This window comes from Azospirillum agricola (assembly GCF_017876095.1).
GTDB lineage: Bacteria > Pseudomonadota > Alphaproteobacteria > Azospirillales > Azospirillaceae > Azospirillum > Azospirillum agricola.
The window spans coordinates 19,715-44,732 of sequence record NZ_JAGINM010000003.1 but is presented as its reverse complement, the minus strand read 5'-3'; the positions used below and the strand labels follow the sequence as shown (position 1 = coordinate 44,732).

Below are 25,018 nucleotides of genomic sequence, written 5' to 3'. Positions count from 1 at the left end.
TTACACGAAATCATACATATGGATGAAAAGATTTTTCCAACGTCACCACCGCTACAAATCGTGATGAAATACAATAAATACGATTAATGACCCTATAAACCAAGATAGTATTATCTTGAACACATAATCTTGGAAATAGAAAATGATAATACACTTCGCAAAACTCGGTATGATGACTTTCCTGTTGGCATCGTCGATATTCTATGTATTGAAATCATCATTGAATTTTATAACTGATTATAGAAATTTATGGAATGACACGATTAGAACTCTGCTCGGCATCCTGAATGGATCCGGAAAGGCGCCGCCCGATGTCTTTCTGGGCGCCCTCCGGGCGCTCAACCGCATGGTCTACGACCCGACGTTCCTGGGCATCGCGCTCGTCCTGTGCCTCCTGTCGGGCCTGCTCTGCATTCTGCTCCTTGTCGTCCTGCATCCGTTCCCTCCGCATCCCGACGACGGATCGCCCCCGCCCGCGACCTTCGGCGAGGCCATGCGGCAGGGCGGCGTCCGCACCCTCCTGTATGGGCGGCTGTGCCGGGCCTGCCGGGACAGCGCCGACGCGTTCCATGAAAGGCGGCTCAGCCTGTTCAGCTCGCTGGTGATGGCCGCGATCGCCTTCTACGCGGTCGGCGTCCGGCTTCTCGACGGCTATCTCAACCAAGCCCTGGCCGCTCCGGGAAGCATCGCCGGCATGGCGGAGCCGTTCCTGACGGTCCCCGTGTCGCTGAAGATGGTCTTTGCCGACGCCTCGCTCGTCCTGATTGCCAACGCCCCGCTGCGCTGGATGCGCCGGGAACGGCCCGCCACGGACGGGAGGGACCGCCCGGCGCCTCCCAGCCTCACCCACGCGGCGACCTTCGTCGTCTATCGAACCCTGATGATGGCGGCGATGATTCTCGCCCTCTGCATCTCAATCCACGTTTTCTGTTACGTGATGCTGGCCTGACGGGCAGCGCGGCGTGTCGTTGCCGAAGGCGGGTTCGCGCACCACGCGGAAGCCGACATAGGGCCGGCGACTCGAGTCGGCGGCGAGATCCACGCCGCACGCCCGATAGGCAAGGTCGACGGACCGCCCCGCGTTGATGTAGCTCCCGCCGCGCAAGGCGTGGAGTCCGCAGGACGCGTCGAGCCGCGGGACGCGGGTGATCTCCCAGACATTGCCGATGACGTCGTGCAGCCCGAAACCGTTCGCGGGAAAGCTGCCCACCGGCGCCACCGACGCATGACCATCCGTGCAGGGCAGCAGGCCCGGCCGGCGTTGATCGGGGGCGGCCGGCAGAATCCGTTCCGTGACGAGGTAGCGGCCGGTGTCGTGGCGGCAGCGGGCCGGCGATTCGGCACAGTCCAGCACGGTGAAGCCGTCGCGTGGGACACGCGCCGCGAACGCCGCACGGAGTTCCGCCCGGTCGGTGGAGAAGGACACCTCGCCGTCGAACGTCTGGTCCGCGAGGTTCGCCTGCGCGCAGTAATCCTCCCGCCGGGGAGGGGCGTCGCCGGTCTGCCAACTGACCAAGGCGCCCTTCGCCGTCCGGGCACGGGCGGCGTATTCCCATTCGGCGTCGCTCGGCAGCCGGTAGGGGCGGCAGGTGGTGTCGGTCAGGTAGCGAAGATAGTCGTCCACCTCGGCGATGGTCACCCCCGCCACCGGCGCCCGGTCGCTGCCGAGATCCGACAGGTCGAGGGGAACGGCGGAGCATCGCCCCGCGGCCACGCAGGACCGCCACTCGCCGACCGTGACCTCGTAGACCCCGATGGCGAAGGGCGCCTTGGGGGGGGCGGCGCGGTCCGGCGGCACGTCGATGGTTCGGAGCGGCGGGCATGCCGCGCAATCGGCGAAGGCTCCCGCCGGAAGCGGACGGAGCGGCGTTTCGTCGAAGCGGCCGAAAATCAGCAGGGCGGCCGCGACGACGGCGACGGCCACCACGGCCGTGGCGGCCATGTTCACCCTCGCGCGGCGTGACGACGCCCCCGTCACCAAGCCGCCGGCAAGCGCGCGCCAGGGGGAGGGAAACCGCCGGCGCGGCCTGGGTGCCGGACGCGCCGGCGCGTCCTGTGCGATTCGGCTTGCGGGAGAGGTCCAGGCGAAGGCCGCGTCGGGCGCCTCCCCCGGACGCAGCGCGCCCTCACGCCTTGCCGCCCGCGCCGTGGCGATGGCCGAGCGGTAGAGGTCGATCACCCTTTCCGCGTCGGGAGCGTTCGCGTCGTTCTGATCCGGCATGAGCCGCGGTTCCGCGTTGATCGGGGCGATCCGGATCCGGCCCCATGCCTGCCGCAAGACCCAGGAACCGGATACGCCTGGACATGAAAAGAATTCAGAATTTCCCCGAGTTCAAGCCCTCATTCCCACGCTCCCCGCTTACGAAAAACATTGCATCCTTCAAAATCATGCAAATGTATTCATTGAATTTTTATAGAATTCCAAAACATAACTTGACTTAAATATCGGGCTCTGCAAGATAGGTTTTGTATATTTTTCCAGGGAAATGTTATCAAATAGGCGTTCAAATATTGATATAAAAAAAATTTTAAGAGAATTCAGTCAGTTCCAAATTGGGGAGCACGACTCGATGGCCGGCGCGGGCTTATGGAACAGGCTGTCCCTTTTCGCCTTCTTGGGAATGGTGGCGGCGTTCATCGGCGCGTTTCCGGTTTCCGGGCGCGCCGCGACCGACACCATGATGGTCTGTTCGCAGGGGCAGGCGGTCTGCCGCAATCGGGGCAGCGACCTGCCGGCCCGCGTTCTGATCCGTCCGCTGACGACGGTCTACGAATCGCCGAGCCGGGATGCGAAGGTCATCCGCGGCAACCTGCCCCCGTTCAATCCCTGGTTCGTGTTCGACCGCCGCGGGGTCGACCTGAGCGACCCGATCCATCCCAAGGGCTGGTATCGGATCGGCGACACCGTCCGGGACAGCTTCGGCTGGATCGAGGCCGGCAACGCCATCGAATGGCCGCACGCCCTGATCGTCAGCTACACCCACCCCGGCGACAACCTCATGGATCCCCGCACGCCGGTCCTGATGTTCGACAGCCTGGACCGGGTGCGGGCGGTGATGAGCGCGCCGGACCGGGCGCGGACGGTGACCCGCCTCATCCAGGCGGTCGACGCGGCCGAAACGAAGCTGGAGGAGAAGTACGGGCTGGTGATGGTGGAACCAAAGCGGTTCATCAACATCGAGAGCAACTTCTACATTCTGCCCGTCATCGCCTTCGAATCCTTCCAGGCCGCCGAGCGGAGCGCGCGCTACCTGAGGCTCGCCGCCGCGATTCCGCAAACCGACCTGAACACCGGACGCCTCGCGCCGGGCACCGATCTCGACGACCTGCTGCACGACGCCCTGATGCCGGAAAGCACGGCGGGCACGGCGGCGGACACCCTCAACGTCGACGTCAAGTTCGTCCTCGACATGACGGGCAGCATGCAGCCCTACCTCGACGGGGCGAAGGCCGCGGTCGCCAGCATGATCCGGGCGCTGGCGAAGGATCGGCACGCGACCATGCGCTTCGGGCTGGTCGGCTTCACCGATGTGCCGCAGGAGTGCGGCGGCTGCCGCTTCACGACGGTGAAGAACTGGACCGCCACCGGGCTGTTCGACGCCGAGACGCTGGTGCTGACGCTCGACACCGACCCCCAGGCCCAGGCGGCCGATGGTGGCGATCTGCCGGAGACGCTGTTCGAAGGAATGCTCGAGGCGGTGAACTCGCGGTGGAGCGAGAACGCGGTGCGCATGGTCCTGCTGCTCGGCGACGCCAGCGGCAACCAGCAGGGAACCGCGAAGAACCGCGACGTCAACGCCCAGGTGGTCCGGTCGCAGGCCGACACGGGGCGGGTTTTCGTCAACGCCCTGCACATCAAGCCGGTCGGCCAGGAGGCCGATCATCCGATCGCCGAAGCCCAGTTCAAGGCCATGGCGCAGAATCCGGGGCCGGCCATGCCATCCTACGCCAGCGTGACGCTGAATCCGCGCGACCCCGCGGCCAACCGCGCGGCCATCGCCGACGAGGTGCAGGCGATCGTCTCCCTGTGGAAGGACGAGATCGAAAAGGTGCGCCGGGGGGACGTGTCGGTGCTGCGCCGGCCGGTCATGCCGGCTGCCGGGGGGACCGGGGCGGGAATTGGGGCGGGAATTGGGGCGAACGATCCGGGCATCCGGGACCGTGGCCTCGAAAGCTTCGCCGCCGCCCTGGTCGCCTATCTCGGCGACGCCGCGTCCCCGCCCACCGATCTGACCGGCTGGGCGGTCGACATCGACATGGCCAATCCGTCGCGCAAGGCGCTGGAGGTCCGCCTGCTGGTCGAGAAGAAGGATCTGGAGGACCTGACCAACGCCATCGAACGCGTGGTCACGGCGCTGCGCCGGTCGAAGATGAAGGACTCCGACTTCTTCCAGGAACTGCAGGGGATCGTCACCCGCAGCGTGATGGCGACCGAGGAGACGGTGGATTCCAGCCTGCTGCCGCGCTGGATCGATTCCCTGCCCTACCGCACCGGGGCGCAGCGGCTGACGCCCCGCCGCTACGCCAGCATGTCGGTCGACGACAAGGTGAACATGGAGCGGGAACTCGACGGGAAGCTGCGGATCTACAAGGGCCTGATCGGCAACGACGCGGTCTGGCGCAAGCTCTCGCCGAGGCACAGCGACCTGGAAGCCGTCTACGCCATCCCCCTGACCGATCTGCCGTAAACACGCCAAGGGATTCGCCGTGCACATCCTGGACACTCCGGAGCCTGCGGCCCGAACGCGATCGCCGGCCGCCGCCTTGACCCTACGGAGACTGGTCAAGCGCCTCGGGGCCGGACGGTCGACAACGGCGTTCGAACTCCATGTCCCGCAGTTCGACGCCCACCGCGGCGAGTTCGTCGCCATCGTCGGCGAGAGCGGCTGCGGAAAGAGCACGCTGCTCGACATCCTGGCGCTGGTGTCGCGCCCGACCGCGTCCGACGCCTTCACCCTCGGCGATCCGCCCTGCGACCTGCGGCGGATCTGGGGGGCGCGGGACCACGGCAGGCTGGCCCGCCTGCGCGCCGCCCGGTTCGGCTATGTCCTTCAGACCGGCGGCCTGCTGCCGTTCCTGACGGTGGAGGACAACATCCTGCTGCCGCTGCGCATCCTGGGCCTGCCGCCCGACCGCGCGCGGGTAAGGGAGATGGCCGCGCGCTTCGGCATCGATCGCGAACTCGCCAAGATGCCGCAGACGCTGTCGGGGGGCGAACGCCAGCGCGCGGCCATCCTGCGCGCTCTCGTCCACGACCCGGCCATCTTCCTGGCCGACGAGCCGACCGCGGCGGTCGACCGCGCGCGCGCCGTCCGGATCGTCGCCGACATCGAAGGGCTCGCCCGCGCATCGGGCACCACCGTCGTCATGGTGACCCACGACATCGAGTTGGTGCGCGGCCGGGCGGACCGGATCTACGGCTTCACGGTGGACGCGGGCGGCGACGGCGTCGTCCGCTCGCGCTGCGCCCGCGTCGAAGCCCCGGCGGACCGGCCGTCATGACCGGCGCGGTCGGCATCGGCACCCTGACACCGCGCGGCAAGCGCGCGTGGCTGCTCGGCCCGGCCCTGGCGCTGGCCGACCTGCGCCATGAATGGGTCCTCACGGCCTGCATGACGCTGGCGGTCGCCGCGGTGATGACGCCCATCCTGCTGCTGCTCGGTCTGAAGCACGGCACGGTGGAGGCCTACCGCACCCGCCTGGTCCAGGATCCGGCGTTCCGCGGGCTGGAGCCTCTCCGCAGCCGCGAGTACGACGCCCGGTGGTTCGAACGGATGGCGCAACGCCCGGACGTCGCCTACGTCGTCCCCAACATCCTGCGCGGGGCCTCCAGCGTGCTGCTCGGCCGGCCGGGCCTGGAGCGGCAGGAGTTCGTCGACCTGCTGCCGACCACGGCGAACGACCCGCTGATCGCTGCCAACGGCGCCCGCCCGCCCGCCGAGGGCGAAGGCGTGCTGAGCTTCGCGGCGGCGGAAAAGCTGAGGGCGGCGGCCGGCGACGTCCTGGAGATGGTGATCGAGCGGCGGGCGGGCGAGACGGTCCGCGCCGCCCTGACGGTGGCCGGCGTGCTCGACCCGCGGGCCGACCCGATCGAGCGGCTCTACGTTCCCTTCGCCCTCGCCGAGGACATCGAGACCTTCCGCGAGGGCAAGGCGGTTCCGCAGCGTGGCTGGACGGGCACGACGCCCGTTCCCTACCCCAGCTTCGACCGCGCCTACCTCCTGCTGCCCGCTCCGCTGAGCCCGGCCGACGAGGCGCGGCTGACGCTGGGCACCGGCTTCACCGAGGGCGGGCGCATCGACAGGGCGGAACTGGCGGCCGAGCTGGGGCTGACGGTGCCGGCGACCGAAGCGGTCTACCGGCTGCGAGTCGCGGCGGGGGCGGTGCAGCGGAGCAGCCTCGGCACCGTCGCCGACCAGCTGCGCGGACGCGGTGCGCTGATCCTGCCCCAGGCCGACGGCGCGGCGGAGATCACGGCGACCTCCGCCGCCGGATCGCACCGGCACCCGGTCGCCGTGGTGGGCCTGTCGCCCGACCCCGAACCGGCGGAGCGCGCCGGCCTGCCGGCCACGCCATGGCCGGCCTTCTCCAGCCGCAACGCGGAGGTGTCCTTCCCATCCATCGCCCAGGCCCTGGTCCCGTCGGAGCTCGACATCGGCGACGCCGGGACCGTCGAGCTGCGGTTCGGCAACCTGTCGGCCGGCGGGTCGGCCGGCGTGCCGCTGCGCGTCGCCGGCCGCATCGACGGCGACCGCCTGATCGTGCCGGCCGATCTGCTCGGCATGCTGCGCACCGGCGTCGACCGGCGGGTCGTCTACGACCCGGAGCGGCGCGGCCTCGTCCTCGCCAAGGCGGGCAACCGGGGCTTCCGCCTCTACGCCGCGACGATCGACGACGTCGAGCCCCTCCACCGCGCCCTGCTGGAGGAGGGCATCGACACCGTGGCTCAACTCGGCGAGATCCGGAAGGTGGCGATGCTGGACCGCGGCCTGACCCGGCTGTTCTGGCTGGTGGCCGTCGTCGGCATCGCCGGCGGCATCGCGGCCATGGTGTCCAGCCTCTACGCCTCGGTCCAGCGCAAGCGCAAGGACCTGGGCATGATGCGCCTGATGGGGATGCGGCAGGGAGCGATGTTCTGCTTCCCGATGTGCCAGGGCGTCGGCATCGCCGGCATGGGCGCCGCGCTGGCGCTGGGGGCCTTCCTCGCCCTGGCCCACGTCATCAACACCAGCTTCACCCTGGGCCTTCCGCCCGGCAGCAGCCTTTGCCACCTTCCGGCCGGGCATCTGGCGCTCGCGTCCGTGATCACCGTCACCGTCGCCGCGGCGAGTTCGTTCGTCGCCGGCCTGTTCGCGATCCGGATCGATCCGGCCGTCGCGCTTCGGGAGGCCTGAGCCATGATCGTCCGCGCCGCCCTGGGTGTCCTGGCCTGCCTGGCCGCGGCGGGGATCGGGCGCCCCCTGCATGCCGCCCCCGCTTCGCAGCCGGCGGAGGCGGCGGCGGAGACGCTGGCGTGCCGGCCGGCCGACGGCGGCGACCGGATGATGTTCGATCCGTGCCCCTCGACCGTTCCCTCGAAGACGGAGCTGCATCTGCCGATGCCGGGCGGGCGGCTGGAGTTGGTGTTCCGTCGCGTCGAGGTGCCGGGCGCGCATTTCTGGTGCGACCGCGGCCGTCTCGTCACGATGGGGAACGGCAGCGGAAACGACCCGTTCGCGCCGGTGCAGAAGGTGCCGGTGGCCGGCGCCTTTCCGCCCGGCGAGGGAGCGGAGAACTGGTTCTACTATCTCGGCAAGTACGAGCTGACGCTGGGTCAGGCCGCCGCGATCGCCGGAGACGGCGACATCGACGCCGGCCTGCGGTCCATCCTGGCCGGCCTGGACGCCGCCCGGGGCCAGCCGGAGGCGCGGCAACTCGCCGGATGGACGCGGGGGCAGCTCGCCGCCAACCGGACGCTGGCGCTGTCCCATCCGGCGCGCGGCCTGTCGCTGTCCGAGGTCCAGCAGCTCTTCGAGCGCTACAACAGCTGGTGCTACGCCGACCGGGCCTGCCTGACCGTCATCGCCAACGCCGCGACGCTGGACGGCGCCCCCGGCTTCCTGCGCCTCCCCACGGAGATCGAGTGGGAGCACGCGGCGCGCGGCGGGCTGCCGGCGCTGCGCGACCGCAGCTATTCCCGGAGCCAGCCGTACCAGCAGCCGGCCGACTTCCACCGCTACGCCGTCTCCCGCTCCGAGGAGGGCGCCCCCGTGGCCGACGACGATCTGGTGACCGGTGTGCGGCGCATCGGCGGCGACCGCCTGCCCTCCCCCGGCGGTTTCTTCGACATCCTGGGCAACGTCCAGGAACTCTCGGCCGGCATGTTCCTGACCGAGATGAGCCAGGGCAAGGCCGGGGGGATCACCGCGCGCGGCGGGAGCTGGCAGAACGACAGCAGCCTGCTGACCTACGCGCTGCGGTCGGAGTTCCGCCCCTACGCGTGGCTGCCGCCGGCCAATCCCTCCGGCGATCCCCCGGGGGAACCCTCGGGCCTGCCGACCTTCGCCGGACCGGGGCGGGATCCGTTCACCGGCATCCGGCCGGTGGTCGGCTCGGTCAACAAGCCGACCACCCGGTTCGTGCGTACGGTGGAGAGCCTGGCGGCCGAAACCGCGACCAGGGGCTGCCGCGACGTCACGCCGCTCGGCCTGTCGGTGCGCAGCCTCCAGGCGGTGGCGGAGGAGGCGCTCCGCTCCTCCGCCAACACGCCGCCCCGCGGCGACCGGGCGAACGCGCTGGTGGCGGAGGTCGAGCAGAAGCTGGCCGCCGCCCACCGCCGCATCGCCGAGGAGAACAAGCAGCTCTGCCGCATGCTGATGCGGGCGGGAAGCAGCGTGGCCGACAACCAGATCCGCTTCCTGCTGGAAGCGCTCTATTTCGAGACGGCCGCGACGGAGCTGGAGGCGTCCATCCATTCCGGCGCCGTCACGCTCGACGATCACGCGCGGGAAACCCTCGACACCATGGGGCGGCGCAACGGCCAGAGCCTCCGGGATTTCGAGACGGAGTTCACCGTCTACGAGGACGTCGTCCGGCAACTGGCCGCCGTCAGCGACCGGGACGCCGCCTGCATCAACGACGCCCATGACGATGCGGCGGCGTATTTCGCGTCGAAAGGCATCTCGGACCCCATCAAGACCCATTCCCTGCGGGCGACCCGGCAGCACGCGCTTTCCATCATCGGCGGAAGCCTTTCGCCGGACGATTGGCGCAATCAGTTCATGAATCTCGCTCGGGAATACAGGGAAACGCACTGAACGGCTTCACGGAACAAGGAGAGGCACAATGGTGAGATCGAGGCTTTGCGTCGCCGCCGTCGTCGCGTTGTCGCTGACGGCGTGCCAGACCAGCGACCGTACCCAGACCCTGGTCGAGGCCGGCGCGATCGGCGTCGCGATCGGCGGCGGCATCGGGCTGCTGGCGGGCGGGGGGGACGGCGCCGCCATCGGCGCGGCGGTGGGCCTCGGCCTGGGCGTGCTGATCGGCAGCCTGGTCGCCGACGAGAAGCAGGCCTACGTCGACACCGAGGAGATGATCAAGGCGGAAACCACCCTCGCCCGGCAGCGCCACGCCGCGCTCAAGGACTACAACGGGCGGCTGAAGGCGGAGATCGCGCGCCTGGACAAGGAGATCCGCAAGCAGAAGCGCGACGCCGCGCAGGGCCGCGTGATCCTCGCCTCGCAGCGGGACCTGAGCGCGAAGACCGAGCGCGAGCACCAGGCGGCGCAGCAACAGGTCGAGCAGTTGGGCAAGAAGCTGGCCGAAAGCAAGGCGCTGCTGGCGAAGGCCCAGGCCGAGAAGGGCAGGAACGCCGCCGAACTGAGCGCGTGGCAGGGGGAGATGCGCCAACTGGACAAGCAGGAGGCCGAGTTGAAGAAGCTGCTCCAGGCCTATTCCGCCCGGGTTCGCAGCGTCGGCAGCCGGGGGTGAGCCGGCCTCGGCCCGTTGATTTGCGAATTGTCTTGCGGGAGGGATCGCGATGGCGCGGATGGGCGTTCGGATCGCCGTGGCGGGGCTTGCCCTGCTGACGGCGGGGTGTGTCTCCAACGATCCCCGCCGCGGCGGGTTCGTCGGCGGCGTGGCGGGCCTGTGGTCCGGCCAATATGACGAGAACGTCGCCGCCCAGCGGGCGGAGTTGCAGCAGGCCCGGGAGGGGGAGGGGGAGGAGCAGCGGACCTCCCTGTCGCTCGCGCAGGACCGCGACCGCCACGCCGGGGAGAAGGCGAGGTTGACGCGCGAGGCGATGGCGCTCGACCGCGACCTCGCGGCGTTGCGCCGGCGGATCCGCGGCCTGCAAGACCGTGCGGCGGTCAACGCGGCGCAGGCGTCGGAGCTCGACCGCCAGATCGCGGCGCTCCAGGAGCGGATCGCCGCCGTCCAGGCCGACCCGGCGCTCGACCCGGCGGAGCGCAGCCGCCAGCTGGACGAGGCGAAGCGGAAGATCGCCGGCCTGCGGGCGCAGGCCGAAGCCTACGAGCGGGCGATGAAGCCGCGCTCCGCTCCGACATCCTGAGCGCGGGATGGCCGCCCTGACCGGCGTCCGGAACCGGTGCCCGGACGGCGGAGACCGGAGACGGCGGCGCTTGCTGGGCGCGGTCGTCGGCGCGCTTCTTCTTGGCGCCCTCGGCCCGGCCCCGCCGGCCGGCGCCGAATCCCGGCCGGCGGAGGTGCGCGCCCTCCTGGAGGAGCATTACGTCCGCTCCCCGCCCCCACGCGGCCATGACGGCCTCGACCGGGGCATCGCGGCGGCGCTGGCGGCGATCGATCCGCTGATCGCCATCTCCGACGGGATGGTTCGGCCGGAGGAGGAACGGGCGGAGCGCCGGGCGGTCTCCCTTGGCGTCACGCTGGTCGAGGACCGCCGCGGCCTGCTTCTGGTGCCGCGCCGCGCCGCGATCCGTCGCCTGCCGGAAGCGGCGCGCCTGCTGGCGATTGGCGGCACCCCGGTGCGGTCGATGGGCGAGGCGGTGAAGCGGCTGGGCGATCCACGGCTGCGCGGTCCGGTGGAGTTCACGCTGCGGCGGGACGACGAGCGGGAGGGGGCGCCGTTCCGCGTCGCCCTGCCGGTTTCCAGCCAGCCGGGACCGGCGCTGGAGAGCTGGACGGCCGGTGACGCCATCGTCATCCGCATCCACGCCTTTGTCGTCGGCGAGACGGAATGGCAGGTGGCCGAGGCGATCCGGCGGGCACCGGGGAAGCGGGTGGTTCTCGACCTGCGCTACTGCCCCGGCGGCAGCCCCTTCTCGGCCTTCGCGGTCGCCGGCCTGTTCTTCCCGGCGGGCGACACGCTCGGCCATCTGGAAACCCGCGACGGCGACGGCGCCATCATCGCCGGACAGGATCCGGAGGCCCCGGCCGCCGGGCTGCGCACGCCGGTGACCGTGCTGGTCGGCGCGGCGACGGCGAGCGCGGCGGAGATCGCGGCCCTGCTGCTCGCGTCCGGCGGACGGGCGGCGGTGGTCGGGGAAACCACCTTCGGCAAATGCGTGATCCTGCGGCGCTTCGACCTCGCCACCGGCGGCGACCTGTCGCTGCCGGTCGCCGAGGTGACCGGCCGCAACCGCGAGCGCTGCCACCACGCCGGCATCACCCCGACGCACGCGGCGCCCCCGGAGCGCCGCCACGCCGACGCGCTGATCGCCGACCTGCCGGCCATCCTCGCCGGTCTCCCTCGCGACCCGGTGCCGGAACCAATCCCGGCCAAGGCGGCCCCGGTCGGAGCGCCGCCCGAAAGCGGCGCCAGGCGCACGGCCGGGAACGGGGTGGCGATCGGCTTCGGGGCCTTCGGCAGGGACGGCAACGCCCGGACCCGGCAGGAGCAGGTGCGCGCGGCGCTGCTGGCGGTGGGGGAGAAGCGCGAGGTGCGCATCGTTCCGGCGCCGGGCGGCGGCACTCCCGGCCGTTCCGCCCTGCGGCAGGTCGTGATCGAGGGCTTCGCCGACGCGGCCGAGGCGGATGCCCTGTGCAGCCGGCTTTCCGGCGTGTGGCCGCGCGGAACGCTCTTTGAATGCCGCCGGCTGGGCCGCCGCTGAGTCCCGCTATTCGTCGCCGGCCCGGCCGTATTGGCGGCTCTCGCGCCAGCGCCAGCGCTGGATGCCGAGGACGCTGATGGTCAGGACCGTCGCGAAGAGCAGCATGACCCCGTAGACCAGCAGCGCGAGTTGCAGCGCGATGATGATCTTCCAGCCCGCCGCCAGATGGGGATCGAACAGGCTGGCGCTGCCCGGCGACAGCAGCAGAACGCCGGTGCTGAGGATCAGCGTCGCCCAGTTCACCACTGCGGTCCAGGACAGCTTGAACAGCACGGCGTCGAAATTCACCGACGCGGACGGCACCTCCGTCGCGAGATAGTCGGCGAAATCGGCGTCGGACAGGCGGACCGCCATGGTCACGGCGGTGAGGCAGGCGCCGAGGCCGATGCCGGCAAGGGCCAGCACCTGTTCGGTGAAGCGCGCGACCGGCACGTTGTGCCCGACCAGATCCGCCGTCAGCACGCCGTACCCGTACAGGAACCCGACGGCCACGGCCACGATCAGCTCCGACGTCACCAGCCGCGTCACATTCCGGCCAAGGATCTCGCGCACGTAGATGTAGAGAAGGTAGAGCATGATCGGGTGACCTTCCGCCGGACGAAGGGGGGAATCATGGTCGCTGCTTAACAGCGACATTCTTCAGATCGATGATGATATCCATCATCTCATCAAACGACAGTGCAAACATCGGTTCATCTTCGAATAGATTTCCGACAACGACTTTATTTTTATATATATCTGTATAATACATATCACCACTGTATTGTGATTTTTCTTTTAATCCATTCTCGACAGAGCACATTTCTGTCGAAATAATATTGACAGCCATACTGTTGCTTAGATCAGTTTTTATATAGAGAGAAAGATCGGCGAAATTATCCAGAGATTTTTCCGCTGGGTACAGAACGAGTCTTCCCGCGTCGTCGACGCCGATGTTCACAAGGTTGCTGTGTCGATTTTCCGTGGGCATCGTGAAACCTATGTCTTGAACGGCGTCTCGGAAATGGGGAAGGCGGTTCCTATCACGCCGTCACGGATATGGCCGCCTATGGTGAAACCATGACCGGACGGGCCTTCGAAGTAGGATGTTCCATTCCAGTGGGTCGGGTTGTCGAGGGCATGACGGACGGCATTCATGATCTCCTGATGCGACATCCGGTCGGGAAACATGGTCGTCCCCTTGGAACCGGCGCCGGGAGCCGAGGCATGAGTGTAGACGATCCTGTACACCCCGTTCCTGTCGGGCGCCTCGCGCGACACGGTCGTGATGCCGCTTGGCATCACGCCGTTGGGAGCGTGGTGGAATCCGACGAGCCGGTTGCCCTCGCCTCTTACTTCCGCGTGCTGGATATGGTGCCCCAGCGCGGGCGTCAGTGGAATTCCACGGAAGAAGGAAGCGATCTCCTTCGGAAGGGGCGTTGCCGCTCCATCCCGCACCGATGTCCCGGAAGCCGGGGGCGCCCTGCCCAACCCGGGCGAACCGCCGCCCCGCGGCGGCTCCGGCGGCTCTCCTCCGCCGGGCGGGCGCGGCGGCCCTCCCCCCGGCGGGCGCGGCCCGCCTCCGCCGGCCGTCGGGGGCGGGACGGCCGGGGGCGCCGTCGTCGCATGGCCGACGCTGACGCCGGAGCCGGGGCGGGCCGTGCCGCCCGGACGGCGCGGCCCATCGGTGGCGTGCACCGGAGAGGCCATGCCGAACGGCGGCCGTGCCCGCCCCGGACGTGTCGCGGAAACGCCGGCGGCGGTTTGCGGACGCGGGCCGGTCGCGGTGGCCAGACGGGGATGGGGAAGCGGGCGGGTGACCAGCGCCGCCCGGCGCTCCGGGGCGGGAGCGCCGACCATCCGTGTCGCGACCGCTCGCGGGGCGGACAGGCGGGCCGAGGCGGGTGGGCGGGCGGTCGCCTGCCGGGCCCCCGGAGGAGGCGGCATCGGCCGGGTCTGCCGGACCCGTGGCGCGGTGGAGCCACGGCTGGCCGGCGGTCGAAGCGGCAATGTCCGGGATCGTGGGCGCGGTGCCTGCGCCGGCCGGGCAACCGGCCGCGCCTGGACGCGGGTCCGCCGTGGCCGCGGCGCCAGGGTTCGGGTCGCGCGCGGTGGAATCACGCGTGGCCGGGCGGCTCCCGGCTGGCGGGAGCGCAGAGGGCGGTCGAGGATCGCCCGCGTGGCCGGTGGCCGGGCCCGCTGCGCCATGGCCGGCCTCGGCCGCGACGGCGCGGGGAGACGTCGGCCCGGCGGGCGCGGCGGGCGAGCCGGTGGCACGCGGGGGGGGCTGACGCGGGTCGGGCGGGTCGCCGCCGCCGGACGGCGGGCGGCGGGACGCAGCACGGCCGGCCGCTGCCCAGCCCCCCGTGCCTGGCGCGCGCGCGGCGGAGCCTGACGCGCGCCGGCTCCCCGCGTGGCCACCGGCCGCACCGGGCGCGCCGCCACCCGGGGAGGACGCGCCGCCGACGGCCGTGGCGCGCGGCGTGGCGCGGCGGCTTGCGGTGGACGCGCCGTCTGGCCCCGTCGCGGCGCAACCGGGTTGGAACGGACCGCGGCCCGGCGGGCCTGGGCGGGTTTGGCCGTCGCCGGGCGCGGACGGTCAGCCCGCAGGCTGGCCGGCGGGCGGACCGTCCGGGTGGCCGCCCGGCGCGTTTGCGAGGGAAGGATCCTCGCCGGCCGACCGGCCGGCGGGCGGGCATGGGGCGGACGGGCACGCCCACGCTGCGCCGTCGGCCCCGTCGATCGCTGCCGTGTGGGGCCCGGCCTTATGGCTCTGGGCCGCAAGACGCTGGGCCGGGCCGGACGCGGCCGGCGCGCCGCTGGACGGGCGGGTGGGCGGGCCGTTCTGACCGAAGGGCGCTGCGTGGCGCGCACCCGGCTGTCATCGACCCGGCGGACGGCGGGCGGACGGGGTGGCCGCGCCGCCACCGGACGGCTGCGCGACGGACGGACGGACCGTGCCCGGACCGGACGGGCAGCCGTCCCGCTCGGCGGGCGGGGGGGTGGCCGAACCGCCGCCGGACGGCGGGCGGCGGGTGGCCGGGGCTGGCGCGGCCGGTTCGTCGTCCGGGCCGCCGCCCGGCCGGGACCGCGCAGGCGGGGGCGGGGCTGGGTACGGGCCTGCCGCTCGCGCCGTAGCCGGGGCGCCGGGGCATGGGCCGGACGAGCGCCCGGAGTGGCCGGCCGGGGTGGTCTGGCGGCTCGCGCCGCCGCGGGACGGGCGGACGGGCGCCGCGCGGGCGGGCGTGGCCCGGCCCGGCGCGGTTGGGTGGCGCGGGTCGGACGGGCGCGGGCCGGTCGGGGGCGGGGGCGCGTCGCCACCGCACCCGGCCGCCGGGTCCGGACGGTCCGGCCGCGCCGCGCCTGGACACGGACCGGGGAGTTGCGGGGCCGCGGGGGCCGCGGCGTGGTCCTGCGCGCGGCAGCCGGACGCGCCTGCGGACGGCGCGCCGCGGCTGGCCGTGCCGTGGAACGGGTGACGCGGGCGTGGCGCGCCGGACGTGACGCCGAAGGGCGTGCCGCCGGCCGCGCGCGGGGCCGTGGCGGCGGTGGCCGGACAGCCGCGGGCCGCGCGGCCGGCGGACGGGGCGAAGGGGGGCGCGGGCGCATCAGGCGGTTTCCTTCACGGCGGCCAGCAAGGCATCGGTCAGCGGGTCGGGCCGGCCGGCCGCCGCCACGGCCAGAGCCAGCACGTCGCGGGTGGAGACCCGCACACCATGCCGCCCCAGCTCCCAGCGGAGCCGGCCCGCCGAATCGTAGAGGGTCCAGGCGCCGCGTCCGCCCGGAGGTTCATCCGGCAGGCCCGCCACCTGATCGCGCAGCCTGCCGAACCGCTCGCCCAGCCCATGCGCGACGATCGCCGCCGACAGATCCGGTTCCGCCGCGGGCGGACGCTCCGGGGAGTTCGGAGCCGGCCCCAGAGCCGGCCCCGGATCCGGCCGGGGCGCGGGCTCCAGACGCACCGCCTCGCGCCGCGCCAGCATCGCTTCGCGCACGCTCGCGTCGTCGAGCTTGGCGTCGCTGGTCCCCTCGTCGGGCGGGCGGACCAGCACCGGCAGCCCGCTGCGGCGGTCCAGCGTGATCATCTCGCCGGGTCGCAGCTCCGTCCGCGCGAAGCGCTGCTGGTCGGCGCTGAGGTTGAGGAGCTGGCTGAACTGCGCGAAGCTCTTCTCCTCGTTCAGGCGGTGCATGCAGATGGCGTAGGCGTTGTCGATCGCGCCGCCCACCAGCGACCCCGGCCGCTGGTCCAGCAGCATCACGCCCTGGCCGTACTTGCGGACCTCGGCGAGCATGTTGTTGATGTCCTCGGCGGCCTGCGCCTTGGAGTTGCCCGCGTCCTTCCCGCCGCCGCCGCCCTCGGCGGACAGCAGGAGGTGGGCCTCCTCGATGACCAGCATGTTGAGCCAGCCGCCGCCCGCGGCCCGCGCCGCGCCGCGCAGGGCCGGCCCGGTGGTCTCGATGGTGCCGCGCAGGCAGGACAGCAGGAAGGCCATGATCAGGGACAGGGCCTGGCTGTCGCCCACCATGCCCATCTCCAGCACCACCGGCCGCTCCAGCAGCTTGGCGATGTCGACCAGCGGGTCGGCGCCCCGCCCCACCCCGAGGATGTGGCCGAAGCTGTCGCGCAGGCTGCCCAGCCGCAGGAAGGTCGAGGCGACGATGGTCGCCGCGTTCTCGGTCTGGCCGCCCCACAGGCCGCGCTGCTCGTGCATCACGGTGGGCCGGCCGTCGACGCTCCACAGCTCCGGCCCCTCTTCCGGGGCACCGCTGCCACCACGCCCCATGGCGCCGATCACGTCGTCCAGATCGGGAAACGGCTCGCCGGGGCCGGACGGGAAGTCCTCCGCCGCCAGCCACGGCGCGCCGGGATGGCGCTTGTCCCAAAGCGGCCGCCGCCGCCCCTGGTAGGCGCGCTTGATGGCCATCTCGAAGATCGCCGGCAGCGGATCCCACATGTGGTAGGCGGCCTTGAAGCACGACATCAGGCGGCTGACGTGGGTCTGCACGCTGACCTGGCGCGGCACGATGAAGGGGTTGAACCGGAAGCCCGAGCAGCGGCCGTCGCCGACGGTGAAGATCAGCAGGTCGTCGCCGGCGTAGCGCATCACTTGGCGGAACTCGTTGCCGCGGGTCGGATCGATCACCAGATAGGGATACTTGGCGCGCGGCGCGGCACCGCCGCGCGGGCGGTTGTCCCAGAGCTGGCCGAGGAAGGACAGGCAGAAGTTCGTCTTGCCCGATCCCGGCGAGCCCGCCACCATCAGCACGCGGTCGCCGACGCCGGCAAGGTTCGGCGTGACACGCTTCGGCCGGATCAGCGGCAGGCGGAAATGCTGGCCGGTCGCCCGCCCGCGGTGCTGGACGACCCCCATGCTGATGGCGTCGCCGTCGTCCGGCGTCTCCTCCGGCAACTGCTCGAACGGGTTGGGCAGGCGGCTGGCGACCCCGGCCTGGCCGCCCGGATCCACCACGGGCAGCCGCCACAGCCCGACCGCCTCGTCGAAGGTGATCAGCATGCGCTGGCGCGCCAGCCGAGGGTCGAACTCGGCGTCGCGCGCCAGGAAAACCTCCTGGTTTTCCAGGGCGAACGCCTGACCGACGAAGGCGAGGCCGGGGGCCGGGGGCGGCCGGTTGCCGGCGAGCAACGTCCGCTCGTGCAGCTCGTTCGACACCGCGCCCCACGGCATGAACTCCAGGAATCCCAGGTTGAACGCCGCGACCGCCCGTTCCGGCGCGGCCAGCGGCGAGACCAGGGCGAAGCGCCGCGGGCTTTCCAGAACCGGGGTCGGGCCGTCGGGCCTGTTCTCGCCGGTGTAGCTGGCGGCGATCTCGTTCAGCGCGTCCGCGTCGGTCGACGCCACCTGGATGGCGGCCTGGAACAGCTCCTCCTGGAGCAGGGTGACCGCCAGATGCCGGGTCGCCGCGTTCTCGATCCCCAGATCCATCAGGGTCTTGAGGCGCTCGTGCATCGCCTTCGCCTCCAGATCGGTCTTGATCGTCGGTTGCAGGCGAAGGCACAGGCCGGCCGGCCGGCTGGTCGAGGTCAGCGCGGCCAGCGTCGCCATCAGCGAGGAGCCGGTCGCCGGCAGCGGGACGGGCAAGGCGTACAGCGCATCGCCCGTCCGCCCGGCGGGCGGCTGCAACTGCTCCATGTAGCGGTCGCGCCGCAGCGGCGGCAGCGGGACGTTCAACGCGTAGGACCGCCGGATGTCGGCGATGCCCAGCCCCTCCTCCGCCGGGCCGAGCCAGGCCTGCCCCGGCGTCAGCCAGCATTGGACGCTGTCGTCGCGCCCGGCGGCCGGGCCGGGCGGGCATTGCGCGGAATCGGCCGTGTCGAACGCCCAGTGGATGTCGCGCAGGGTCAGCTCGCGCGGAGCCAGCGCGCGGATCTGCCGGCACGCCTTGCGCGCCAGATCCACGGCGCGGCCCAGCGCGCGCAGGCGCGCCTCGTCCGGCGGGGAACCGCTCGGCAGGCGCACCGCGACCCGCACCAGGATCAGCAGCCGCAGCTGGGTCGGGGCGACGCTGCCCAGCCTCTCCATCGGGGAGCCGCCCGCCCCGTCCCGCGCACCGACCGCGCTGTTGAGGAGGCGGATGTCGAAGACATGGTGACCGACGTCCCATTCGTGGGCGTTGGCCCGGTAGACCGCCGGCGTGTAGAGGGCGCCGACGACGCGGCCGAACTGGTCGTGGAAACGGCGGCGGTTCTGCCGCAGGATCTCGGCCCGCGATCCGCCGGTCAGCGCGCCGGCGAACGGCTCGGGAAGATGGGGCACCTCCAGGCCGCAGACGACATGCTGGACGCCGGGAACCCAGCAGGCCGGCTTCACCACCTCCTCCCGCAGGTCGGCGTCGCTGGTCGCGCCGGCGTAGGTCAGGAAGCGGCAGTGATCCCAGCCGCCGGGCGGATGCCCGGCCGGTGTCCCCGCGTCCGGCGTGCGACCGGCCAGGATGCCGGGCTCGATGATCCGCATGGCCGCCCCCGCTCCCGCCGTCAGTGCGCGCTGTCGCTCTTGTCGAGGAACGCTTCCTGGATCCCCTGGAAGGCGTGCTCCATCTCGGCGCTGCGTTGCAGGTAGGACGCGCGGAATTCCTGGTAGCTTTCGGTGATCGCCTCGACCGCCCGGTCCGTCATCCCGGTGTCCTGTCCGGCCCCCGCCTGCTGGAGGCGGCTGTTGAGGGTGACGCGGCATTCCTCGGCCGCCCTCTGGACGTCGAGGACGATCCCCTGGCGCCGGCTGTACTGCTCGGTGCTCTTCGCCAACCGCCCGTCGCCGGGGGAGCTCTTGTAGAGATACTCGCGGATCACGGACATCAGATCGTTCAGCTTGCGGAAGCGCTCGATGCTCTTGTTCCTCTCGACGGTCCGCAGACGCTCGATCGTCTGCCGCTGCTGGTCGGACAGGATGGTCGTGTCCGGCTGGGCGACCGACAGGACCTGCACCTCCACCAGCCGGGCGAGCGGCTGCGGCAGGCACTCCACCACGGTGCGGGTCAGGGTCTGCGGCAGGCTCTTCAGCGTGTCCTCGGCCAGAACCTCGCGATCCTCGTGTTCGAACAGCAGCGGCAGGGCGAACCTCCGCAGCTCGCGCACCAGACAGGTGTGCATGGTCTCGTAGACGCCGGGCAGGATGCGGCGGTGGTTGGCCAGCAGCGCGGCGAGCAGCTCCCGCCCGGCGGCATCGGCGGCGTCGGGATCGGCCGCCGCCCGAAGGATCGCCGGGCGGATCTGCACCCGCACCTGGACGGCGTCGAGGTGGCAGGGCAGCCCGTCGCCGTCATGCAGGCCGGTGCCGGGCGGGTACACCAGGGTCCCGGCCCACACGGCCGGAATCACCACCAGCTCATGCTGCTCCCACGGCAGCTTGCCGACCGCCGCCGGAACGCTGGCCGACATCAGGCGGACGTCCCATTCGTCGTCGAACTCGTCGCGCAGCTGTTCGAGGCCGGGCAGATCGAGATCGGGCGCCGCCTGGATCAGTGCCCGCCGCGCCGCGGTGCAGCGGTCGTCGTGCAGCCGCAGGAAGGGACCCGGACGGCATCCCAGATTGCGGAAGACCAGCACGTCGCCCAGGGCAGACGGCAGCGGGCCGTCGTCGCCTCCGCCGATCCAGCCGATGATCCCGCGCGGCCCGGCGCCCGGACGGGCCCGGGTGGGATCGACGCGCGCGAAATGCGGGGCGCAGAGACGGAAATAGCCGTCGCTCTCGCGCACCACATCCTCCAGGCCCAGCAGTTCGCTGTCGCCGATCCTGAGCTGCATCCGGATGTCCCCGGTGTCGAGGCTGCGGCGTGCGTCGGCCCGCGCCCCGCGCAGGCTGAGAAGATTCACCAGCAGGACGGCCAGCGGAATCACCACGAACATGCCCCCGGCCAGGACCAGGGCCAGACCGGCGTCGGGGAAGGCGAGCAGCGCCAGCGGCGGGACCGCGCCGACCAGCGACCTCTGCTCGATGGTGAACATCCGGACCCCTCCGGGTTTGCGCCCGTCGTTGATCTCGAGGAACAGCACGATCGAGACGAGATACAGGCCGCCGGCCACCGCGAGCGCGGCGCCGGCCGACAGGAACGGCACCAGATCCAGCCCGCCCGGTCCGATCAGCGCACAGCCGGCGAAGAGCACGGCCAGACCGCTCAGCGAGGCCCGCAAGCTGTCGAAGGCGGTCCGTCCGTCCCAGGGGAAATGGACGACCAGCGAAGCGAAGACGATCGCCCCCAGAAGCCCGATCCAGCCGGGAACCGCCATGACGGCGACCAGACCGGCCAGATGACGCATCCGCAGCGGAATGGCCGCCCGGAGGCCGAAGGGCTGGATCACATCGGCCAGATGGACGATCCGCGGCCAGCTTCGCCGGGCGACCTGCCAGCACAGGAAGGCCCATGCGGCGAGCAGCGCCGCCCCCGTGGGGGCCAGCCAGACCAGTTCGGCCGGAGCCTTGACCGACAGCACGATCTGCACGCCGTAGAGGGCGGCGAACACCGTCAGGACCGACAGGCGCAGGCGCGCCACGGTCATCGCGAAGCGGACCACGGCGGCGTCGACCCGCCAGGATGGCGCCCAGGACGGCCGCCTGGAGAATGGCAGGGGGCGGCTCATGCGAACTCCTCGGCCTTGGAGGCGGCGGCCTTTTCCTTGGCGACGCTTCGCGTCTGTTCCTGGCGCACGCCACGGACCACGGTGGCGAGGTCGGCGCATGCCGCGATGTACTCGTCGGCCGCCTGCTCGAAGGTCGTCCTGGCGGTCTGGAACGGTGTGCGCACCAGCCGGACCAGGGCGTCGCCGTCGCGCGATTGCGTCATGGTGCCGGCGATGTGCCGGGTGTTCGCCACCATGCCCTCGGCAAAGGAGGGCTGCTTGCCGCTCGTCCCGTCGCTGCCCTTGACGACCGGGCCGTCCAGCGCGGCCATGGCGGCGTCGATGCGGCTGATCGCCTGGACCGTGCGGTCGGTGAGCCGGTCCAGCAGGACCTTCGATTCGAGCACTCGCTGGTCCAGGATGCGCTCCATCGAGCTGATCTTGTTGAAAATCCGGGTGAAGCGGGTTTCCTCGGCCTCCTGCCGCGGCTTGACGACGAGCCCGGTGAACTGGGTTTCCACGACCCCGTCGAGATCGGGCAGCAGCCGCCGCTTCTCCGAAAGCCAGCGGCGGTTGATCTGCTCCAGCGTCTCGTCGCCGTTCCGCATGATCTCGTCGTAGGTCCGGGTGGAGAAGATCGTCTGCAACGCCTCCAGCCCCCAGGTGCCGACCTGCCTGCGGTAGTGCCGGTAATTCTCGAACAGCTTGCCGAGCCTCGGATCGTCGGCGGGCACCGGCACCCAGCTGTGGACGGCGAGATGGAGGCGGACCCGGTAGCCGTCCCTGGTTTCCAGCGGGGATTGCAACGGAACCTGCCAGCGGGCACCGCGCTCGATGACCGAAACCGTCAGCTCGGCCCCCAAATTCTCATCCAGCAGGGTGATCAGCCGGCTGGTGTCCAGGATGCGGGAGCCGGAGACGGCGGCGGCCCCGACCCGCGCGATGGCGCCCGGCGGGACCGGCACATGCGCCATCCAGCAGCGGCGCATGTTGCCGTCATGGAGAAAGACCCCGCGCTTCAGGGCGATCTTGAACTCCTGGCTCATCTCGTCGCCCGAAATGAACACCAGGTTGCGCCCATCGTCCGACGCCTTGCCGCGCTGGCTGAACAGCACCTCGCGCAGCGACCGGAGGGCCTGGGGCTGGTCGAGGAACGCGTCCGCGGTTTGGGAGGTCGAAACCAGATGCAGCCCCAGGGCCAGACCGCCGAGCAGAAGCGCGAAGCCGATCTCCAGCCAGAAGTCGAGACCGAAGGAGGTGACGGGGGCGGGATCGGCGGGCGCGGCGACCGGCGGCGGTGCCGCGACGGCGGCCTGGGGCGCCGACGGGGCGGGTCCGGGGTCCGGTGCAGCCGGACGCGGCGCGGAGGGCGGCGGCGTGGGGACCGCGGCGGGCGCGGCTGCGGCTGCGGGCGCCGCCGTGGAGGGCGCCGCGGCCGGCGGGGGCGCCGGCCCGACGACGGGAGCCCAGCCGCCGGACCGCTGCGCCGTCAGCGCCGCCGCGCCGGGAAGGGGGGCGCCGCGCTGGTCGGTGGCCTCCGCTCTCAGGCTTTCGGCGACCGGGCAGTCCGCCTCGATCCGCGGGCCGAGATTCTGGACGACACGCTGTTGCAGCGCCACGTTCCCCACCAGCTGGCTTTTGGGGTTCAGGCGAAGCTGGACCCGGACAACGCGCGCGCACCAGGGATCGCCCGCCGCGACCACCTCGACGCCGGCGTTGCGTCCGGAAACCAGAAGCTCGTCGGCCCGCGCGAGGCCGGGAAGAAGCGTCGCCACGCCGGTCAGCGCCAGCAGCGGCAGGATGGCGTAGAGTTTCATGGACGCTCCTTCAGCGATGATGCGCGACCGGTCTCACCGCGCTTCGAGGCCGGCGGCCCACAACACCGGCTCGACGATGTTCCAGGCGGTGACGGTGGTGTTGCGGCGTCCGCCGTCGCCCTGGCTGCCGAACAGGGTCAGGACGCCCAGGCGGTCGGCTTCGGGCGGGATCCGACGCTTCAGATCCGACGCGGCCATCAGCCGGAGCGGGTCGTTGAACACCGGCAGCTCCGTCATGAAGCGCAGGCGCGTGCTGTTGTCCTGCGTGGCCGCCCGCGCGATCTCCCCCGCGCTCAGCGCCGGATCGGGAATGTTCTCGCCGCGCAGCTCGGTTTCCGGAACGTTGAGGCTCGCGCTGGAACCGGGCAGCGGCCGGGGACGCACGACGGTGCAGATGTTGGGGCGCCCCTCGATCCAGCCCGTCGACGAGCAGAAATAGTAATGCGCGTTCGCGCAGTAGGTGTTGACGCGATCGGTCAGCTTCCGGTAGCGGCTCTGCTCGGTGATCCAGCGCTGCGCGTCCCGGATGCGCTGGCGGCGCTGCCAGCCGAGCATGTCGGCCTTGGTGAACAGCAGGGCGATCGGCAGTTCCAGCTTCTGCTGCGACTGGCCGTTCCCGCCCGACCGGACCAGCAGCCCCTGCAGGTCGACCACGGTGTTGGTGAAGGTGCGCAGCAGCAGATCCGGGTCGGCTTCGAGGTCCATCAGCACGATCAGGCCCGTGCAGGCCTGAAGATCCTTCAGGATGTCCTGCCGCCGGCTCTCGGACCAGCCGGCGATCGAACGGTCGGGATCGCGTTCGAAGATCTCGCCGGCGTGGTCGAAGAACTCGACCTCCAGACCGGCGCGGTGGACGTCGCTCGAAATATGCAGGCTGACGCGGCGGTGCTTCTCGTCGAGCGGGGTCTTCGGCGGAAAGAAGCCGAAGTTGATGAATCCGGTCAGCTCATCGCGATAGGCGCTGTTCGCCGGATCGACGGCGACACGGTAATCGCGCTGGACCAGCGCCTCGAGAAGAACGGCGAGAAAGGTGCTTTTCCCCGCCTGGCTGTGCCCGACGATTCCAACCTTTGGCACACGACGCGACGCGGGCGGCGCGGGCGACATGGACGGCGTCGGCGCCGCCCCGGCCGGCTGCTTGGCGCTCATGATGGCCCCTTTCGGCAAAGGATCAGGCGCGGCTGGCCGCCGTGGTCTGCAAACCGTCGAGTTCCGCGGTGAGATGGCGGCGCATCTGCGCCGCGTGGTAGCTGACGAAGTCGAGCAGGCGGTCGAGGGAATGGACGATGGCCCGCCGATCCAGGCGATGGGTCAGCAGTTCCGTTTCGACGACGATGAAATCGTTCGGCAGGTTGCGGTTCTCATCGAGATCCAGGCGGCACTTGATGCCGGGTTCACGGTTCAGTTCGTTCAGCATGGGGAAGAGGGCCGGATCCCCGAGCGGGGAAGCGGAGAGCATCTGTTCACCGGGTATCCACCACGAGATGGTCAGATACTCCCGGTTCTGCGTGCCCTCGTAGGCCGGCGCGTTGATTCCGAAGGTCACGGAGAACGACTCCGCGTCGCCCTCGCCGCCGTCCATCCCGACCAGGAAGCCGGTGCTCATCCCCTCGCCGTCCCCGGTGTCCTCGAATGTCACGCCCTCGGCAATCTCCGAGCAGGCTTCGCGCACCAGACGTGCGATATCCTCGGGCATCATTCGCGATGTCTCCTATGGATAAGCTCAATATATCTGGATGCTATCCACTAATTTTTTCATCTTCAATGAAAAGAATTTCAATATTTTCCTTAGTCATACATTCGAATTCATGAATTCGAATGTATGAATTTTATCCGGAATTTGGCAGGTGGATGTTATGCCCGAGGCTGGATTGGTTCCTGGCGAGGGGAGGACTGTACCCTTGCCGGAGGCTTCCACCGGCTCCTGGCCCGGCCGGCTTGACCGACTCGCCTGCGCGCGGACATTCCGCGCGACATGGCTTGGGGCGCACACCGGAATCGGCCAAGGACCCTTGCGCGGCCCAACACGGGCCGGTCCGCCGGCATCAGGAAACAGGCGACGGAACGGTGCCGCT

The 25,018-nt window shown here is 70.9% G+C and carries 17 protein-coding genes; 8 read left to right on the top strand and 9 right to left on the bottom strand.

Annotated features, from left to right (window positions below):
- Nucleotides 1-169: 169 nt before the first annotated feature.
- Nucleotides 170-949: a hypothetical protein gene (locus J2847_RS04765; RefSeq protein WP_209777387.1), complete on the top strand. Its 780-nt coding sequence runs from the start codon at nt 170-172 to the stop codon at nt 947-949.
- Here J2847_RS04765 and J2847_RS04760 read toward each other — a convergent pair.
- Nucleotides 914-2,221, bottom strand: coding sequence for a formylglycine-generating enzyme family protein (locus J2847_RS04760; protein WP_209777385.1), 1,308 nt, complete (start codon nt 2,219-2,221; stop codon nt 914-916). The two genes, J2847_RS04765 and J2847_RS04760, sit on opposite strands and share 36 nt — an antisense overlap.
- Before the next feature lie 457 nt (nt 2,222-2,678).
- Here J2847_RS04760 and J2847_RS04755 point away from each other — a divergent pair, with 457 nt between their 5' ends.
- The 7 genes from J2847_RS04755 to J2847_RS04725 all read left to right on the top strand — a co-directional run bounded on the left by J2847_RS04755 (nt 2,679) and on the right by J2847_RS04725 (nt 12,071).
- Nucleotides 2,679-4,688 (top strand): vWA domain-containing protein, encoded by a 2,010-nt coding sequence (locus J2847_RS04755; RefSeq protein ID WP_209777384.1) that lies wholly within the window; start codon nt 2,679-2,681, stop codon nt 4,686-4,688.
- Between the two features lie 76 nt (nt 4,689-4,764).
- Nucleotides 4,765-5,502 (top strand): ABC transporter ATP-binding protein, encoded by a 738-nt coding sequence (locus J2847_RS04750; protein ID WP_209777382.1) that lies wholly within the window; start codon nt 4,765-4,767, stop codon nt 5,500-5,502.
- Nucleotides 5,499-7,394 (top strand): FtsX-like permease family protein, encoded by a 1,896-nt coding sequence (locus tag J2847_RS04745; protein ID WP_209777380.1) that lies wholly within the window; start codon nt 5,499-5,501, stop codon nt 7,392-7,394. The genes J2847_RS04750 and J2847_RS04745 overlap by 4 nt, the downstream gene beginning before the upstream one ends.
- 3 nt (nt 7,395-7,397) lie before the next feature.
- Entirely contained in the window at nt 7,398-9,296 is a 1,899-nt protein-coding gene (locus tag J2847_RS04740) for a formylglycine-generating enzyme family protein (protein WP_209777379.1), read from the top strand.
- A 28-nt stretch (nt 9,297-9,324) separates the two neighbouring features.
- Nucleotides 9,325-9,969 carry a hypothetical protein gene (locus tag J2847_RS04735; RefSeq protein WP_209777377.1) on the top strand — a complete coding sequence of 215 codons (645 nt, stop codon included), beginning with the start codon at nt 9,325-9,327 and terminating at the stop codon, nt 9,967-9,969.
- A gap of 49 nt (nt 9,970-10,018) precedes the next feature.
- A complete protein-coding gene (locus J2847_RS04730; protein ID WP_209777376.1) occupies nt 10,019-10,552 on the top strand; it encodes a hypothetical protein in 534 nt (177 codons plus the stop codon).
- Nucleotides 10,553-10,622: 70 nt separating this feature from the next.
- On the top strand, nt 10,623-12,071 hold the full coding sequence (locus tag J2847_RS04725) for a S41 family peptidase (RefSeq protein WP_209777374.1): 1,449 nt from the start codon (nt 10,623-10,625) through the stop codon (nt 12,069-12,071).
- 6 nt (nt 12,072-12,077) lie between these two features.
- Here the strand turns inward: J2847_RS04725 and J2847_RS04720 are convergent, their stop codons facing one another.
- From J2847_RS04720 to J2847_RS04685, 8 genes are all read right to left on the bottom strand, one after another.
- Nucleotides 12,078-12,647: a hypothetical protein gene (locus J2847_RS04720; protein ID WP_085554385.1), complete on the bottom strand. Its 570-nt coding sequence runs from the start codon at nt 12,645-12,647 to the stop codon at nt 12,078-12,080.
- A 34-nt stretch (nt 12,648-12,681) separates the two neighbouring features.
- Nucleotides 12,682-13,041 (bottom strand): hypothetical protein, encoded by a 360-nt coding sequence (locus tag J2847_RS04715; RefSeq protein WP_209777372.1) that lies wholly within the window; start codon nt 13,039-13,041, stop codon nt 12,682-12,684.
- 8 nt (nt 13,042-13,049) lie between these two features.
- Nucleotides 13,050-13,508, bottom strand: a complete 459-nt coding sequence (locus tag J2847_RS34775) for an EndoU domain-containing protein (RefSeq protein ID WP_325169330.1) — start codon at nt 13,506-13,508, stop codon at nt 13,050-13,052.
- Nucleotides 13,509-15,658: 2,150 nt separating this feature from the next.
- Nucleotides 15,659-19,024, bottom strand: a complete 3,366-nt coding sequence (locus tag J2847_RS04705; RefSeq protein WP_209777369.1) for an ATP-binding protein — start codon at nt 19,022-19,024, stop codon at nt 15,659-15,661.
- Nucleotides 19,025-19,044: 20 nt separating this feature from the next.
- Nucleotides 19,045-21,147, bottom strand: a complete 2,103-nt coding sequence (locus J2847_RS04700; RefSeq protein ID WP_209777368.1) for a hypothetical protein — start codon at nt 21,145-21,147, stop codon at nt 19,045-19,047.
- Nucleotides 21,144-22,943: a hypothetical protein gene (locus tag J2847_RS04695; RefSeq protein ID WP_209777366.1), complete on the bottom strand. Its 1,800-nt coding sequence runs from the start codon at nt 22,941-22,943 to the stop codon at nt 21,144-21,146. Before J2847_RS04695 ends, J2847_RS04700 begins: the two co-directional genes overlap by 4 nt.
- A gap of 33 nt (nt 22,944-22,976) precedes the next feature.
- On the bottom strand, nt 22,977-24,092 hold the full coding sequence (locus J2847_RS04690; protein WP_209777364.1) for a TRAFAC clade GTPase domain-containing protein: 1,116 nt from the start codon (nt 24,090-24,092) through the stop codon (nt 22,977-22,979).
- Between the two features lie 22 nt (nt 24,093-24,114).
- On the bottom strand, nt 24,115-24,642 hold the full coding sequence (locus tag J2847_RS04685; RefSeq protein ID WP_209777363.1) for a hypothetical protein: 528 nt from the start codon (nt 24,640-24,642) through the stop codon (nt 24,115-24,117).
- Nucleotides 24,643-25,018 lie beyond the last annotated feature (376 nt).

Coding starts and splice junctions, on each gene's coding strand:
- J2847_RS04765 (WP_209777387.1), top strand. CDS start 170: ATGATGACTTTCCTGTTGGCATCGTCGATATTCTATGTATTGAAATCA.
- J2847_RS04685 (WP_209777363.1), bottom strand. CDS start 24,642: ATGATGCCCGAGGATATCGCACGTCTGGTGCGCGAAGCCTGCTCGGAG.
- J2847_RS04695 (WP_209777366.1), bottom strand. CDS start 22,943: ATGAAACTCTACGCCATCCTGCCGCTGCTGGCGCTGACCGGCGTGGCG.
- J2847_RS04730 (WP_209777376.1), top strand. CDS start 10,019: ATGGCGCGGATGGGCGTTCGGATCGCCGTGGCGGGGCTTGCCCTGCTG.
- J2847_RS04720 (WP_085554385.1), bottom strand. CDS start 12,647: ATGCTCTACCTTCTCTACATCTACGTGCGCGAGATCCTTGGCCGGAAT.
- J2847_RS04705 (WP_209777369.1), bottom strand. CDS start 19,024: ATGCGGATCATCGAGCCCGGCATCCTGGCCGGTCGCACGCCGGACGCG.
- J2847_RS04760 (WP_209777385.1), bottom strand. CDS start 2,221: ATGCCGGATCAGAACGACGCGAACGCTCCCGACGCGGAAAGGGTGATC.
- J2847_RS04740 (WP_209777379.1), top strand. CDS start 7,398: ATGATCGTCCGCGCCGCCCTGGGTGTCCTGGCCTGCCTGGCCGCGGCG.
- J2847_RS04735 (WP_209777377.1), top strand. CDS start 9,325: ATGGTGAGATCGAGGCTTTGCGTCGCCGCCGTCGTCGCGTTGTCGCTG.
- J2847_RS04745 (WP_209777380.1), top strand. CDS start 5,499: ATGACCGGCGCGGTCGGCATCGGCACCCTGACACCGCGCGGCAAGCGC.
- J2847_RS04690 (WP_209777364.1), bottom strand. CDS start 24,092: ATGAGCGCCAAGCAGCCGGCCGGGGCGGCGCCGACGCCGTCCATGTCG.
- J2847_RS04700 (WP_209777368.1), bottom strand. CDS start 21,147: ATGAGCCGCCCCCTGCCATTCTCCAGGCGGCCGTCCTGGGCGCCATCC.
- J2847_RS04755 (WP_209777384.1), top strand. CDS start 2,679: ATGATGGTCTGTTCGCAGGGGCAGGCGGTCTGCCGCAATCGGGGCAGC.
- J2847_RS04715 (WP_209777372.1), bottom strand. CDS start 13,041: ATGCCCACGGAAAATCGACACAGCAACCTTGTGAACATCGGCGTCGAC.